The following is a 13,958-nucleotide window of genomic DNA, read 5'->3' on the forward strand; positions in this document are numbered from 1 at the left end:
AGCAGCGCGCATCGTCAAAACTTTCCTCACGCCGCTCTTCCTATGCCCCATTCCCGATTCCCTATTCCCGGGGCGCTTTAGCGCCCCAATGCCTGCACCAGCCGCACGCGGCGGTTGTCGGGCACTTCGTTGTAGGCGAGTACGTGCAGGTTCTGTGCCACATGGCGGGTGAAGCGCGCGAGCCACGGACGGAGCTGCGGCGCAACCAGCAGAACCGCCGGTTCCCCGCTCATTTCCTGCTTGCGCGCGGCGTCGGCCACGCCCTGCTGCAGGCGGTCGGCAAGGCCCGGTTCCACCGCGGCGCCCGCCACGCCGCCGTTCGCGAGCGATCCCAGCAGGATCTGCTCCAGTTCCGGCGCCAGCGTGATGACCGGGATCTCCGTGCCCAGGCCCGAGATCTCCTGCACGATCTGCCGCCCCAGGGCCACGCGCACCGCGGCGGTGAGCGCGCCGGGATCCTGACTCTGGCCCGCGTGTTCCGCCAAGGATTCGACGATGGAGCGCATGTTGCGGATCGGCACCCGCTCGGCCAGCAGGTTCTGCATGACCTTCACCACCACGCCCAGCGACAGGCGCTTGGGCACCAGGTCTTCCACCAGCTTGGGCGCGGTCTGCGCCAGGCGGTCCAGCAGCTGCTGCACGTCCTGGTGGCTGAGCAGTTCGTGCGCGTGGCTCTGCAGGATGTGCGACAGGTGCGTGGCGATCACCGTGGCCGGGTCGACCACGGTGTAGCCCAGGCTCTGCGCCAGCTCGCGCTGGCCCGGCTCGATCCACAATGCTTCCAGGCCGAACGCCGGATCGCGCGTGGGAATGCCTTGCAGACCTTCCTGCACGCGGCCGGGGTTGATCGCCAGCAGGCGGTCGTTGTGCACTTCGGATTCGCCCATCGGCACGCCCATCAGGGTGATGCGATAGGTGTTGGGGCCCAGGTCCAGGTTGTCGCGGATATGCACCGCCGGCACCAGGAAGCCCAGCTCCTGCGACAGCTTGCGGCGCACCGACTTGATGCGCCCCATCAGCTCGCCGCCCTGGTGCGTGTCCACCAGCGGAATGAGCCGATAGCCGACCTCCAGTCCCAGCGGATCGACGCTGGCCACGTCTTCCCAGCCCAGTTCCAGGCGCTCGGCCGGCGCGGCGGCGGGCGGCGGCACGTCGGCGGCGGCCTTGGCCACGCGCTCCTGCGCCTCGCGCTCGCGCTTCACCATCAGCCACGCGGCACCGCCACAGGTAGCGCCCAGCAGCAGGAAGGCGATGTTCGGCATGCCGGGAATCAGTCCCATCACGCCCAGCACCACGCCGGCCACCGCGAGCGCGCGCGGCTGGCCGAACAACTGGCCGACCAGCTGCTTGCCCATGTCGGTGGACTTGGACACGCGCGTGACGATCACGGCGGTGGCGATGGACAGCATCAGCGAGGGCACCTGCGCCACCAGGCCGTCGCCGATGGTGAGCAGCGTGTACGTCTTGGCCGCCTCGCCCGCCGACAGTCCATGCTGCAGGATGCCGACGAAGAAGCCGCCCACGATGTTGATGATCAGGATCAGGATGCCGGCGGTGGCATCGCCGCGCACGAACTTGGAGGCACCGTCCATCGAGCCGTAGAAGTCCGCTTCCTCGCGCACTTCCTGGCGACGCTCGCGCGCCTGCTCCTGATTGAGCAGGCCGGCGTTCAAGTCCGCGTCGATGGCCATCTGCTTGCCGGGCATGGCATCCAGGGTGAAGCGCGCGGTCACTTCGGACACGCGCGTGGCGCCCTTGGTCACCACCACGAAGTTGATGATGGTGAGGATGGCGAACACCACCAGGCCCACGGCGAAATTGCCGCCGATGACGAACTCGCCGAACGCCTCGATCACCTTGCCCGCCGCGCCGGGGCCATCGTGGCCGTGCAGCAGCACAACGCGCGTGGAGGCGATGTTCAGCGCCAGGCGCAGCAAGGTCGCCATCAGCACCACGGTGGGAAACGCGGCGAATTCCAGCGGACGCATCACGTAGATCACCGCCAGCAGGATCACCAGCGACAACGCGATGTTGAAGCTGAAGAGCATGTCGAGGATGAAGGGCGGCAGCGGCAGCATCATCATCGCCAGCGCGGCGAGCATGATCACCGGCGCGCCCAGGCCGCGGCGGCCGAGCGTCTTCAGATTGCCAAGCGTGGTTGCGTTTGCCATCGGCGTTCCATCAGAACTTGTAGGGACCCATCAGGTCCGGATCGACATCGGGTTGCGGCGCCTTCGGCGGCTCCTCGCCGCGCGACACCGCCTGCTTGAGCTGAAACACGTACGCGAGCACCTGCGCCACGGCGACGTAGAGCGACGAAGGGATCTCGCGGTCGAGCTGGGTGGTGGCATACAAGGCGCGTGCCAACGGCGGCGCCTCCACCGTGGGAATGCGATGGCTGGCGGCGACCAGGCGTATCTGCAGCGCCAGTTCGTCCATGCCCTTGGCGACGACGCGCGGCGCGCCCATGCGGCTGTCGTCGTAGCGCAGCGCCACGGCGAAATGCGTGGGGTTGGTGATCAGCACGTCCGCCTTGGGCAGCTCCTGCATCATGCGCTTGCGCGCCATCTGGAACTGCGTCTGGCGCACGCGGGCCTTGAGTTCGGGGTTGCCCTCGCTTTCCTTCGACTCGTCCTTCAGCTCCTGGCGCGTCATGCGCAGGCGCTTGGTGTGGTCGAACTTCTGGTACAGCGCATCCGCGCCGCCGATCAGTGCCAGCACGGAACCGAACAGCAGCGCACCGTGACCGAGCAGGCTCATCGCCTTCACCGTGCCCGCGCCGACTTCGCCGCGGCCGGTAGCCATCAGGTCGGTCTGCCAACCCTTGAGCACCATCACCAGCACGCCGCCGATCAGGAGCAGCTTGAGCAGCGACTTGCCCAGTTCCACCAGGCCGCGCATGGCGAAGATGCGACCGAGGCCGGCGATGGGATCGAGCCGCTCGAACTTCGGCTGCAAGGCTTCGCCGCTGAAATTCAGGCCACCCAGCAACAACGGCGCGGCCAGCGCGGCGAGCACCGTCGCCAGCGCCACCGGCGCGAACAGCGCGAACGCCTCGTGCATGGCCAGCGAGAGGATGCGGCCAGGCAGCTGATCGCTGAACAAGGCATCGCGCCCGTAGCTCAGTCCCAGGCTGTAGATGCGCCGCACGTGCACCAGCGCGCCTTCGCCGCCGCTCATCAGCGCGGCGACGCCGGCCAGCACCACCACCGCACCGGATAGGTCGCGCGAACGCGGTACGTCGCCCTTCTCGCGCGATTCGCGCAGGCGTTTTTCGGAAGGTTGTTCGGTGCGTTCCTGATCGTCGTCATGCTCGGCCATGGCGTGCCCCTCAACCGCCCGCCAGCTCGTGCATCAGCGTCCACGCACTGTTCTGCAGAGACTCGAACGCGCCCGGCACGCTGCGCATGGACAGCCACAGCGCGACGAAACCCAGCGTCACCGTGATGGGAAAACCCACCGCGAACAGATTCATCGCCGGCGCCGCGCGGCTGATCGCGGCAAAGCCGATGTTCACCATCAGCAGCGAGGTCATGGCCGGCAAGGCCACCCGCACCGCACCGCCGAACAGATGCGTGGCGAACGCCACCACGGCATACAGGCCGTTGCCGCTGATCACCGGCTGCCCCGGCGGCAGGGCGTGGAAGCTGTCGGCCAGCAGGGAAATCAATTGAAGATGACCATTCATCGCCAGAAACAGCAGCGTCACCATCAGCAGATAGAACTGGCTGAGCACGGGCGAGCTGCCGCTACCGCGCGGGTCCACCGTCTCGGCGAAACCCAAGCTCATGCTCTGGCCCACCAGCTGCCCGCCCAGCGACACCGCCTCGAAGGCCAGCTTGAGCACAAAGCCGATGGCCGCACCCATGAGGAACTGGCTGACCATGGTGGCGATGCCATCGGCCGTCATCGGATCGATGCGCGTGGACGCCAGCGGAGCCAGTACAAACGTCAGCATCATCACCACGCCCAGGCGCAGGCGCCGCGGCATCACCGCATCGCCGAACACGGGGGCGATCATGCACATGCCGCCGACGCGGGCCATTGCCCACAGCAGCGAGCCGATCAGCCCCTGCAGTTCGGCAAGCTGCACCGTGGTCATTTCACCGCACCGGGCAGGCTTTCGATCAGCTGATGCGTGAACTGCACCAGCGTGCGCAGCATCCACGGCCCCGCGATCAACGCCACCGCCGCCATGGCGATCACCTTGGGGATGAAGCTCAGCGTCATTTCGTTGATCTGCGTGGCCGCCTGCACCACACCGATGATCAGGCCCACGGCCAGCGCCGTGAGCAGTAGCGGCGCGGCCACCATCATGGCGACGTAGAGCGCGTGCTGGCCGAATTCGATGACGGATTCAGGCGTCATGGCGTGCCTCGCGCGGCTTTACTCTCTCTCCCCTTTGGGGCACGCGGGGAGCAGCCATGGATGGCTGCGGCTTTGAGGAGCGAGGAGAGGGTTGGGGTGAGTTCCGAAAAGGGGGTAAAGGTCGGGTGCTCGCGGGAACGCACATTGCCCTCACCGTCATTCCCGCGAAGGCGGGAATCCAGTGCCTTTTCCATCACGACGAGTTCACCGCCAAAAGTCACTGGATCCCCGCCTACGCGGGGATGACGATGAGGGAGCTTGGGGCGCAACGAAACCAACACCGCGCTCATGTATAAAAACTCCCCGCCAACGTCCCCAGCAGCAGCGTCCACCCATCCACCAGCACGAACAGCATGATCTTGAACGGCAGCGAGATGATCGTCGGCGACACCATCATCATGCCCATCGACATCAGCACGCTGGCCACCACCAGGTCGATGATCAGGAACGGGATGAACAGCAGGAAGCCCATCTGGAACGCGGTCTTCAGCTCGCTGGTGACGAAGGCCGGCATGGCCACGCGGAAGGGCACGTCGTCCTTGCTGGCATAGGGCTGCTCGTTGGCCAGGCGCGTGAACAGTTGCAGGTCCGCATCGCGCGTCTGGTCCAGCATGAAATGCTTGAACGGCGCAGCGGCGGCCGGCACGGCCTGCTCGGCGGACATCTGGCCGTCCATATAGGGCTTCACGCCGTCGGTATAGGCGTGGCTGAGCACCGGCGACATCACGAACAGCGTGAGGAACAGCGAAAGGCCCAGCAGGATCTGGTTGGACGGCGTGGACTGCGTGCCCAGCGCCTGCCGCAGGAAGCTCAGCACGATCATGATGCGCGTGAACGACGTCATCATCAGCAGCACGGCCGGCAGCAGCGTGAGCACCGTCATCAGCGCCAGCAGCTGCAGCGACAGCGTCCAGTTCTGCGCGCCGCCCGGCGCGTTCTGCACGGTCAGCACCGGAATACCGGCGCCCGAGGCGGGCATCTGCGGCATGGACGGCATGGCGGGCATGGCCGGCGCGGCCCAGGCCAGCCACGGGCTCATCAGCAGGATGGCCACGAGAATCCAGCGGAACGATTTCATCACTTGTGCTTCCAGCGGGCCAGCACGTCGCCGAACGGCGCGATCGGCGGTTGCGGACCGGCTTCCGGCGCGGGCGCCGTGCCTTCGTAGACGTGCAGCGTGCGCATGCCGCCCTGCCCCACGCCGATCAGCAGGCGCTTGCCGTCCGCATCGATCAGCATCAGGCGATCGCGCGCGCCCACCGCCATGGTTTCCACGCAGCGCATGCGGCGCCCGCCGGGCGTGGCGCGCGCCTGCAGGCGGCGGCTGAGCCAGCCGGCGGCGAAGATCAGCGCGACGATGCCGGCCAGGCTCAGCAGCACGCGCACCAGTTCACCGCCAACGTTGATCTCCGGCGCCGCGGCGACCGGCAGGGCAAGGGCAAGGAACATCGAACTCACCGCAGCTTGCGCACGCGTTCGGCCGGACTGATCACGTCGGTGAGGCGGATGCCGAAGCGCTCGTTGATCACCACCACTTCGCCGTGCGCCACCAGCGTGCCGTTGACGAACACATCCAGCGGCTCGCCGGCGGAGCGGTCGAGTTCCACCACGGAGCCCTGGTTGAGCTGCAGCAGGTTGCGGATGCTGATGCGCGTGCGGCCCACTTCCATGGCGAGCGTGACCGGTACGTCGAGGATCATGTCGAGGTTGACTTCGGCGCCATCGCCCGGGGGGGCGTTGAGCTGGTCGAACTCGACGCGCTGGGTGGCCGTGGCGGCGTCGTTGGGCGTGGTCATGCGGGGTCGATCTCCAGGGTGGTTTCCGTCGACAGGCGCACTTCGCGGCGGCCGGTCGGCGTGTGGAAGCGGATGGCCGTGCGGCCGTTGTTCTGGCCGTAGACGCCGCGGAAGATCGGCACGTCTTCCGCGAACACGGTGCTCAGTTCAGGCAACTGGATGGGGATGACGTCGCCCGGGCGAAGGCGCAGGAAGTCGCCGATGTTGATGCGCGTTTCGAGCAGCAGCGAGCTGAGCTCCACTTCCGCGTCCAGTACTTCGTCCTGCAGCATTTCGGCCCAGCGGTGGTCGCGATCCACGCGATCGCTCTGCACGCCGGCGTCCAGCAGCGTGCGGATCGGTTCGACCATGGCGTACGGCAGGGTCAGGTGGATTTCACCGCCACCACCATCCAGCTCGATATGGAACTTCGACACCACCACCGTTTCGGTGGGGCTCACGATATTGGCGAACTGCGGATTGATCTCCGAGTTGAGGTACTCGAAGTTCAGCGGCAGCACCGGCGACCACGCCTCCACCATCGCGGCGAACAGCTCGGTCAGCATGATCTGGATGACGCGGTTTTCGGTCGGCGTGAAATCGCGGCCTTCGATGCGCGCATGGAAGCGCCCGTCGCCACCGAAGAAATTGTCGATGACGGTGAACACCAGGCGCGGCTCCATCACCACCAGCGCGGTGCCGCGCAGCGGCTTGATGCGCACCAGGTTGAGGTTGCTCGGCACGGCCAGGCCGTGCACGTACTCCGCGAACTTGAGCATCTTCACGCCCAGCACCGACACCTCGCAGGTCTTGCGCAGCACGCCGAACACCGCGGTGCGGAAGAAGCGCGCGAAACGGTCGTTGACCATTTCCAGGGTCGGCAGGCGACCGCGCACGATGCGATCCTGCTGCGTGAAGTCATAGGAGATCACCGCATCGGGCGGCAACGGTTCGTCGTTGCCCGTCTCGACGGCGCCACCTTCCACGCCGTTGATCAGGGCATCGATTTCTTCCTGTGAAAGCAGGTCGCTCATCGGCGCGGTTCCGTCACTGCATCACGAAACTGGTGAAATACAGCGCTTCCACGCCCGGACGCCCCAGGCGCTTCTCGAGGATCTTGCGCACCGCATCCAACGCCTGCGCCTGCAATTTCTGCTTGCCGGCGGCGTCGCTGAGGATGGTGTAGTCCTGGCTGCTGAACAGCATGACCAGCGCATTGCGGATCACCGGATCGGCATCCTTGGCGGCCGCCAGCGCGGCGGCGTCGTGCGACATCAGGCTCACGCCCACCTGCAGGAAGCGCATGGACTGGTCGTCCTTGAAATTGACGACGAACGGCGGATCCAGCGTGAGGTACTGCTCCTGCTGCGACAACACCACCTTCGGACCTTCCTGCGTGGCGGCGTGCGCACCGTTGCGCGCGTTCATCACCAGGTAGCCCGACACGCCAGCCATGGCGAGCATCGCCACGCCCATGATCACGACGACCTTGTTCGTCCCCTTCTTCGGCGCCACCGCCGTGCTTTCAGCTTGCTCGTTCTGAGCCATGCGTATCCCGATCCCTATCAATGTGCAGACGTCGGCCATCCACTCGGGAATGGCGCATGACCTCTGATAGCAAACGGCGTGCCATCGATGGGAAGCGTTGGTGTGGCTGGGTTTGCTAGGCCGGGAACGGAAAAGCGGCGCTTTATTGACGCCTGTCGAAGATCGGGCGTGACGGGGGGATGGCGGTTGACGGAAGGTTGTCGCGGGGGCGCGCGATGGGGCGTCGAGCAAGCTCTGGGTCCCCTCCCCTTCGGGGCACGCCAGGGGTAGCCACGGATGGCTGCTGCTTTGAGGAGCGAGGAGAGGGTTGGGGTGAGGGGGGCGCCTCACGGTTTCAATCTTTAGCGTCATCCCGCTTTAGCCGTCATCCCGGCGCAGGCCGGAGGCGCTTTTCAACAGCCGAAGGGCTGGTCATCCAGTGACTTTGCGCTCGGTTGTCGCGTGGCGGTGATTAGCGTCTTCGTGCGCTTCCGCGACCTGGCCGCCTACGCGGCGGGCGTTTCGATCGTCTGCCGACGCTCGAGTCACTTTTCTTTTGCTGGCCCAAAAGAAAAGTAACCCAAAGAAAATGGCCTATAGAGCCAACGCTCGCAGCATCCCGTAGGGATAAGCCCGAACGGCTGAGGAATCGTGTGACTTGGCAACCTTCGCCGCTACACAGCGGGTAGTTCGGAGCGCTTCGCAACGCGCCGTGGAGCAGAGGGCTTAAAGCAGCTCGCGCTACGCTTCCCGACCGCTGAGGTTGGGTAAAGAGAACGCTACGCTTCCCGACCCGCGAGGAGAACTCGCCATCTCGCGGCAAGTCATCCCCGTAGCGCGATGCTCTACTTCCTCAGCACCATATTCCAACACGGCACCTCATTTCAGCTCTTAGAGCCTGTTCAAAATCTCGCGTGAGCACATATTTCTCCTCACCGTCATCCCCGCGAAAGCGGGGATCCAGCGACTTTACTCGCTGCGAGAAGGCTTTAAAGACACTGGATCCCCGCTTTCGCGGGGATGACGGTGAGGGAGCAGGCATTGCCTCGGAGATTTTGGACGGGATCCAACGCAGGCGCTGCGCGCCTGCCACGACGCGATGTGCCGCGCAGCGGCACGAGCCGTCGGCTCTCGCTCTTGATCTTCCGGGCCCCGTATAAGGTGGCGGGCGGGTGGAGATCAGGCCCCGCAGGGGTGCCTGGCAGGACGCCAGGCACTTTTCGTCGGGGCAGGATGCCCCGTCGAAAAGCCCGTAACCCGTCCGCGAACCTATCGGGCTTTGCCCGATAGGCGCCGATTCCGGGGGGCCCTTCTCTTTGGTTACTTTCTCTTGGGCAAGCAAGAGAAAGTAACCCGGCCTCCGGCAGGAGGTCGGAACGCTCGCCGCGTAGGCGGCCAGGTCGCGGGAACGCACGAAGACGCCAATCACCGCCACGCGACAGCCAAAAGCAAAGTCACTGGATTCCTGCCTTCGCAGGAATGACGGCTAAAGAATGAAACGCTGAGGCAAGCACCCACCCCTCACCCCAACCCTCTCCCCGCCGGGGAGAGGGAGAAAAAGCGTGCTACGTCAGGCAAACATATCCACCAACCCAACCGCCTTCACCACCGGCGCAACCACCGAAGCCACCTCACCCGCGACCTCACCCAACCCACTCTCCCCACCCGACGAAGAGCCCCCCGAACTCCCCGCCTGCGGCGAACCCGAATTCCCCTGCCCCACCTGCGCCTGCCCCAGCGACAGGCCGTGGTGGGCCAGCATCGAATCCAATTGCGTGAGCGTCTGCTGCACCGCATGCACGGCTTGCGGATGCTGCGCGATGAAAGCCACGTCGACGTGGTCCTGCTTCACGCTCACCTTGACGTCGAGTTCGCCAAGGTCTTCCGGATGCAGGCGGATGCGGGCTTCCTTGACGTCCTGGCCGCCGAGCCAGGTGACCTGCTGGCTCAGTTCCTGGCCGAACGCGGGCGAGCCCACGCTGGATTGCATGGTCAACACGTGCGCCGCGGGCGTAGCTGCCGCGTTCTGCTGCACGGCGGGCTGTGGTGCCGCGGCGGTGGCGGCGAGGTTTTTCAGGGCTTCGAGCGGGTCGCTGCCGTCGTCCTGTTTCGACGGTGCCGCCGTCAACGTCTGCAGGGCCGCGGCAAATGCATCGCCCTTGGCGTTCTGCGTGGCGGTGGCAACGTCGGTGTCGCCGTCGTCATCCGCGCCTTGCGCGAGCGTGGACAGGCTCTTGTCTTGGATGCCGTCCATGGCCTTGGTGAACTCGTTGGTGGCTGCCGTCGGTGCGTGCGCCTGCATCGCGCCGAGCAGCGACAAGCCGGCCGGGGTGGCCGGCAAGGTAGCGATGGCTGAAGTGCCGGCAGTCGCGCCGGACGTGTCGCCACTGTCGTCGGTATCCGTGGATACCGCGGACGGAGCGGCGGATGCCGGCACGCTCTGGCCCAGCAGGGCGAGCATCGCGGCGGTGGCGTCGGGCGTGGGCGGCGTCGACTTGTCGTCGTCCTTGGCGCCCGTCTTGCCCTTGGTCTGTGCCTGCGGCTGCGACGAAGCCGACGCCGTTTTGGCCGATGGCTGTTTCGCCGGCGCGGGCTGCGCCGGTTCGTCCTGCCGCGTCCACTGGCGATGCGCCTGTTGCAGCGGCTTGCTGAAATCCTGGCTGCTGTCGCCGGACGAACCTGCACCGTGGCTGCTCGCGTTGCTCGGCGTGCTGACGGGCGGTGTGTTGGCCATCAAGGCTACGGGGGGCGTCATACGGTGGCCTCCTGGAAGATATTTTGGGTCGTCGTCATGGCAAGCCCCGGGTGGGTCGACGGTGCTGCATGCGCTCGTCGATCTCGGCCTGCTCGCGGCGTTCCTCGCTCTTTCGTTCCTGCTCGCGGTAGCGGTCGATCACGCTGCCCAGCGCCTGCTCGCGCGCGTGGGCTTCGCGCCACTGGTTGCGGGCGCCATCGAGATGGCGGCGCTGGCGCGCGACTTCGTTGACCTGCTGGGCGATGACCTGGTCGATGCGTTCGACGAACTGGCGGCGATTGAGCAGCGCGCTCACGCTCACGCCGCCCTGCGTGTCGGCGTATTCGGCGCGGTACTTGCGCAATTCTTCCAGCTGCTGTTCCGCCTTGGCGAGCTTCTGCTGTTGCTCGGCCAGGCGCTGCATGGCGGCCTCCTGGCGTTCGTGCGCCAGGTCGGCGGCGGGCTGCAGGCGGTTGGCGCGGGATGTCACGGCGTGCCTCCGGCGGTCAGCGATTCGAGCGCGCCGATGGCGTCGGCGAGCGTGGTCGGCGCGTCCACTTCCTGCTGCAGGAAGTCGCGCAGCTTCGGCCACATGGCGATGGCGTGGTCCACCTGCGGATCGGAGCCTTTCTGGTACGCGCCCACGGCGATCAGGTCGCGCTGCTGGCGGTAGGCGGAATAGATCTGGCGAAAACGCTGCGCGGCGCGCAGATGTTCGCGCTGCACCACGGCCGGCATCACGCGGCTGATCGACGCCTCGATGTCGATGGCCGGGTAATGTCCCGCTTCGGCCAGGTCGCGCGAAAGCACGATATGGCCGTCCAGGATCGCGCGCGATGCGTCGGCGATGGGATCGTGGCGATAGTCGTCGCCTTCGGTGAGCACGGTGTAGAACGCGGTGATGGAACCGCGCCCCTCCGCGTCGTTGCCGGCGCGCTCCACCAGCGCGGGCAGCATGGCGAACACGGAGGGCGGATAGCCCTTGGTGGCCGGCGGTTCGCCGATGGCCAGGGCGATTTCGCGCTGCGCCTGGGCGTAGCGCGTGATCGAATCCATCAGCAGCAGCACGCGCTGGCCGCGATCGCGGAACCATTCGGCGATGGCGGTGGCGTACTGCGCGCCACGCAGGCGCTTGAGCGGCGGCGCGTCGGCCGGCGCGGCGACGATCACCGAGCGGGCACGGCCTTCCGCGCCCAGCGTGTGTTCGACGAATTCCTTCACTTCGCGGCCGCGCTCACCGATCAGGCCCACCACCACCACGTCGGCATCGGTGTAGCGCGTCATCATGCCGAGCAAGGTGGACTTGCCCACGCCCGAGCCGGCGAACAGGCCCAGTCGCTGGCCGCGCCCCACCGTGAGCATGGCGTTGATGGCACGCACGCCGGTATCGAGCGGCGTGTCGATGGGTTTGCGCGCCATCGGGTTGATCGGTTCGTTCTTCAGCAGCGCGTGTTCGTCGACGTCGAGCGGCCCCAGGCCGTCAAGCGGGATGCCATCGGCGCCGACCACGCGGCCCAGCAATGCGTGCCCCACGGGCAGGCCGCTGGTATGCGCGCAGGGGCGCACGCGTGCGTTCGGCAGCACGCCGTGCATTTCGGTCACGGGCATCAGCAGCAGGCGTTCATCGGCGAAGCCGACGACTTCGGTATCCAGTTCGCTGCCATCGGCGGTGGTGACCATGCAGCGTGCGCCCAGCGGCGCTTCGCAGCCTTCCGCTTCCAGCGTGAGCCCCACCACGCGGCGCAGGCGGCCTTCCACGGTGAGCGTGCGCGCGCCGATGGCGCGCTGGCGACGGCGGGCCAGTCGCTCCTGCCACAGCGTGCTGCGCGGGGAGCCCGGCTGCGCGTTCATCCGCGCACCTCGTCGGCATCTTCGTCGGTTTCGTCCGCTTCGGCGCCGAGCACGGCGTCGACCACGGCGGCGAGCCGCGTTTCCACGCGTGCGTCCAGGCGCGAGCGCTCGCTTTCCAGCAGGCAGTCGCCGCGCTGCAGGCTGTTGTCGGGCAGCAGCTGCCAGTGCGATTCGGCCATGTCCAGCGAACGCAACAGCGCAAGGTCATCCGGATGCAGTCGCACGCGCAGGTTGCCCGATGCGGAGGGCAGCGCCAGCGCGGCCTGTCGCACGGCTTCCACCACAAGGTCCGGCGCGGTGCGCAGTTCGTGCGAGATCACCTGCCGCGCCACCGTCATGGCCAGGCGCGTCAATTCCAGTTCCACCAGTTCGTCCATGCTGCGCAGGGGACGCGCGGCGGATTCCAGCAGCGCATCCAGCCGCGCCATGCGTTCGTGCAGCACGGTGCGCGCTTCGGCCATGCCCTGGGCTAAGCCGGCGGCGTAGCCTTCGTCGCGCGCCTGCTGTTCCAGCGCTTCCAGGTCGCGCACGGTGGGCTGCTGCGCCGGTTCGGCCGGTGCCGGTTCGGGCGTGGACGGCTCACCGATTTCCGGTGGAAGCCAGCGTTCAAAGGCCTGCCAGTCGTCCCTGTTCATCACGGCGCTCATGCCACCAGCTCGTCACCCGTGCCGGAAAGATTGATCGCGCCCGAATCGGCCAGCTTGCGCGCGATGCCCAGCACTTCCTTCTGCGCCGCATCGACTTCGCTCAGGCGGACGGGGCCGGACACTTCCAGGTCGTCGCGCAGCATGTCGGCCGCGCGCTTGGACATGTTGGCGAAGATCTTTTCGCGCACGCCCGGCTCCGCGCCCTTGAGCGCGGTGACGAGGCGCGCCGTCGGCACTTCGCGCAGCAGCGTCTGCATGCTGCGGTCGTCCAGTTCGGCCAAGTCTTCGAACACGAACATCAGTTCCTCGATGCGGCCGCTCAGGCCTGCGTCGTGGCTGCGGATGGCCGCCATCAGCTCGTTCTCGCGACTGGTTTCCATCGCGTTGAGGATGTTGGCCGCCGCCTTCAGCCCGCCCACGCTGGCGGACTTGAGCTTCTTGGTGTTACCGCCGGAGAACTGGCGCTCCATGATTTCGTCCAGCTCGTTCAACGCATGCGGCTGCACGCCGTCGAGCGTGGCGATGCGCATCACCGCATCGCTGCGCGTGCGCGGCGGCAGGTAGCCGATGACTTCGGCGGCCTGGTCGGGTTCGAGATGCGCCAGCACCAGCGCGATGATCTGCGGATGCTCCTGGCCGATCATCTCGGCGATGGCGCGGCTCTCCATCCACTTGAGCGATTCCAGGCCCTTGCTGGTGCGGCCGAGCAGGATGCGGTCGATCAGGCCGCCGGCCTTGTTCTCGCCCAGCGCGTTGACCAGGATCTTGCGGATGTATTCCTCGGTGCCCACGCCCAGCGCGGTGTGGCGCCCCATGTCCTCGTTGAGGCGGGCGAGCACCTGTTCCACCTGCTCGCGCGTGACGTTGGACATGCTGGCCATGGCCGTGCCCACCGCCTGCACGTCGCGTGCGCTCAGGTGCTTGAGCACTTCGGCCGCGTCCTGCTCGCCCAGCGTGAGCAGCAGGATGGCCGCGCGCTGCGCGCCGCCGATTTGCGTTTCTGTCTTCATGATGCGTTCCGCCCGCTAACCTGCCGTGCCGTGGCCGGCCGAAGAT

General features: G+C 66.8%; 14 protein-coding genes. All 14 read right to left on the reverse strand.

The window, feature by feature from the left end:
• Positions 1-77 precede the first annotated feature (77 nt).
• Positions 78-2,171, reverse strand: coding sequence for a flagellar biosynthesis protein FlhA (gene flhA, locus BDW41_RS21570; protein ID WP_074552149.1), 2,094 nt, complete (start codon positions 2,169-2,171; stop codon positions 78-80).
• A gap of 10 nt (positions 2,172-2,181) precedes the next feature.
• On the reverse strand, positions 2,182-3,321 hold the full coding sequence (gene flhB / locus BDW41_RS21575; protein ID WP_074552150.1) for a flagellar biosynthesis protein FlhB: 1,140 nt from the start codon (positions 3,319-3,321) through the stop codon (positions 2,182-2,184).
• A gap of 10 nt (positions 3,322-3,331) precedes the next feature.
• The gene (gene fliR / locus BDW41_RS21580) at positions 3,332-4,102 is read right to left on the reverse strand and encodes a flagellar biosynthetic protein FliR (RefSeq protein WP_074552151.1); all 771 of its coding nucleotides are present in this window, start codon (positions 4,100-4,102) and stop codon (positions 3,332-3,334) included.
• Positions 4,099-4,368, reverse strand: a complete 270-nt coding sequence (gene fliQ / locus BDW41_RS21585; protein WP_074552152.1) for a flagellar biosynthesis protein FliQ — start codon at positions 4,366-4,368, stop codon at positions 4,099-4,101. The genes fliR and fliQ overlap by 4 nt, the downstream gene beginning before the upstream one ends.
• A gap of 286 nt (positions 4,369-4,654) precedes the next feature.
• Entirely contained in the window at positions 4,655-5,446 is a 792-nt protein-coding gene (gene fliP / locus BDW41_RS21595; protein WP_074552154.1) for a flagellar type III secretion system pore protein FliP, read from the reverse strand.
• The gene (fliO, locus tag BDW41_RS21600; protein WP_074552155.1) at positions 5,446-5,817 is read right to left on the reverse strand and encodes a flagellar biosynthetic protein FliO; all 372 of its coding nucleotides are present in this window, start codon (positions 5,815-5,817) and stop codon (positions 5,446-5,448) included. The genes fliP and fliO overlap by 1 nt, the downstream gene beginning before the upstream one ends.
• A 5-nt stretch (positions 5,818-5,822) precedes the next feature.
• Positions 5,823-6,164: a flagellar motor switch protein FliN gene (fliN, locus tag BDW41_RS21605; RefSeq protein WP_074552156.1), complete on the reverse strand. Its 342-nt coding sequence runs from the start codon at positions 6,162-6,164 to the stop codon at positions 5,823-5,825.
• Positions 6,161-7,177, reverse strand: coding sequence for a flagellar motor switch protein FliM (gene fliM / locus BDW41_RS21610; protein WP_074552157.1), 1,017 nt, complete (start codon positions 7,175-7,177; stop codon positions 6,161-6,163). Before fliM ends, fliN begins: the two co-directional genes overlap by 4 nt.
• Positions 7,178-7,190: 13 nt before the next feature.
• Entirely contained in the window at positions 7,191-7,691 is a 501-nt protein-coding gene (locus tag BDW41_RS21615) for a flagellar basal body-associated FliL family protein (RefSeq protein ID WP_074552158.1), read from the reverse strand.
• A 1,549-nt stretch (positions 7,692-9,240) separates the two neighbouring features.
• The gene (locus BDW41_RS21620) at positions 9,241-10,425 is read right to left on the reverse strand and encodes a flagellar hook-length control protein FliK (RefSeq protein WP_083337845.1); all 1,185 of its coding nucleotides are present in this window, start codon (positions 10,423-10,425) and stop codon (positions 9,241-9,243) included.
• A 34-nt stretch (positions 10,426-10,459) separates the two neighbouring features.
• Positions 10,460-10,894, reverse strand: a complete 435-nt coding sequence (gene fliJ, locus BDW41_RS21625; protein WP_074552234.1) for a flagellar export protein FliJ — start codon at positions 10,892-10,894, stop codon at positions 10,460-10,462.
• Entirely contained in the window at positions 10,891-12,255 is a 1,365-nt protein-coding gene (gene fliI, locus BDW41_RS21630) for a flagellar protein export ATPase FliI (RefSeq protein WP_074552235.1), read from the reverse strand. The genes fliJ and fliI overlap by 4 nt, the downstream gene beginning before the upstream one ends.
• Complete coding sequence (locus BDW41_RS21635; protein ID WP_074552236.1) at positions 12,252-12,902, reverse strand: flagellar assembly protein FliH; 651 nt, start codon at positions 12,900-12,902, stop codon at positions 12,252-12,254. Before BDW41_RS21635 ends, fliI begins: the two co-directional genes overlap by 4 nt.
• Positions 12,899-13,894: a flagellar motor switch protein FliG gene (gene fliG / locus BDW41_RS21640; RefSeq protein ID WP_199535413.1), complete on the reverse strand. Its 996-nt coding sequence runs from the start codon at positions 13,892-13,894 to the stop codon at positions 12,899-12,901. Before fliG ends, BDW41_RS21635 begins: the two co-directional genes overlap by 4 nt.
• Positions 13,895-13,958 lie beyond the last annotated feature (64 nt).

This window comes from Dyella sp. AtDHG13, assembly GCF_003201105.1.
In the GTDB taxonomy this organism is placed as follows: domain Bacteria; phylum Pseudomonadota; class Gammaproteobacteria; order Xanthomonadales; family Rhodanobacteraceae; genus Dyella; species Dyella jiangningensis_B.

Coding starts and splice junctions, on each gene's coding strand:
- flhA (WP_074552149.1), bottom strand. CDS start 2,171: ATGGCAAACGCAACCACGCTTGGCAATCTGAAGACGCTCGGCCGCCGC.
- flhB (WP_074552150.1), bottom strand. CDS start 3,321: ATGGCCGAGCATGACGACGATCAGGAACGCACCGAACAACCTTCCGAA.
- fliR (WP_074552151.1), bottom strand. CDS start 4,102: ATGACCACGGTGCAGCTTGCCGAACTGCAGGGGCTGATCGGCTCGCTG.
- fliQ (WP_074552152.1), bottom strand. CDS start 4,368: ATGACGCCTGAATCCGTCATCGAATTCGGCCAGCACGCGCTCTACGTC.
- fliP (WP_074552154.1), bottom strand. CDS start 5,446: ATGAAATCGTTCCGCTGGATTCTCGTGGCCATCCTGCTGATGAGCCCG.
- fliO (WP_074552155.1), bottom strand. CDS start 5,817: ATGTTCCTTGCCCTTGCCCTGCCGGTCGCCGCGGCGCCGGAGATCAAC.
- fliN (WP_074552156.1), bottom strand. CDS start 6,164: ATGACCACGCCCAACGACGCCGCCACGGCCACCCAGCGCGTCGAGTTC.
- fliM (WP_074552157.1), bottom strand. CDS start 7,177: ATGAGCGACCTGCTTTCACAGGAAGAAATCGATGCCCTGATCAACGGC.
- BDW41_RS21615 (WP_074552158.1), bottom strand. CDS start 7,691: ATGGCTCAGAACGAGCAAGCTGAAAGCACGGCGGTGGCGCCGAAGAAG.
- BDW41_RS21620 (WP_083337845.1), bottom strand. CDS start 10,425: ATGACGCCCCCCGTAGCCTTGATGGCCAACACACCGCCCGTCAGCACG.
- fliI (WP_074552235.1), bottom strand. CDS start 12,255: ATGAACGCGCAGCCGGGCTCCCCGCGCAGCACGCTGTGGCAGGAGCGA.
- BDW41_RS21635 (WP_074552236.1), bottom strand. CDS start 12,902: ATGAGCGCCGTGATGAACAGGGACGACTGGCAGGCCTTTGAACGCTGG.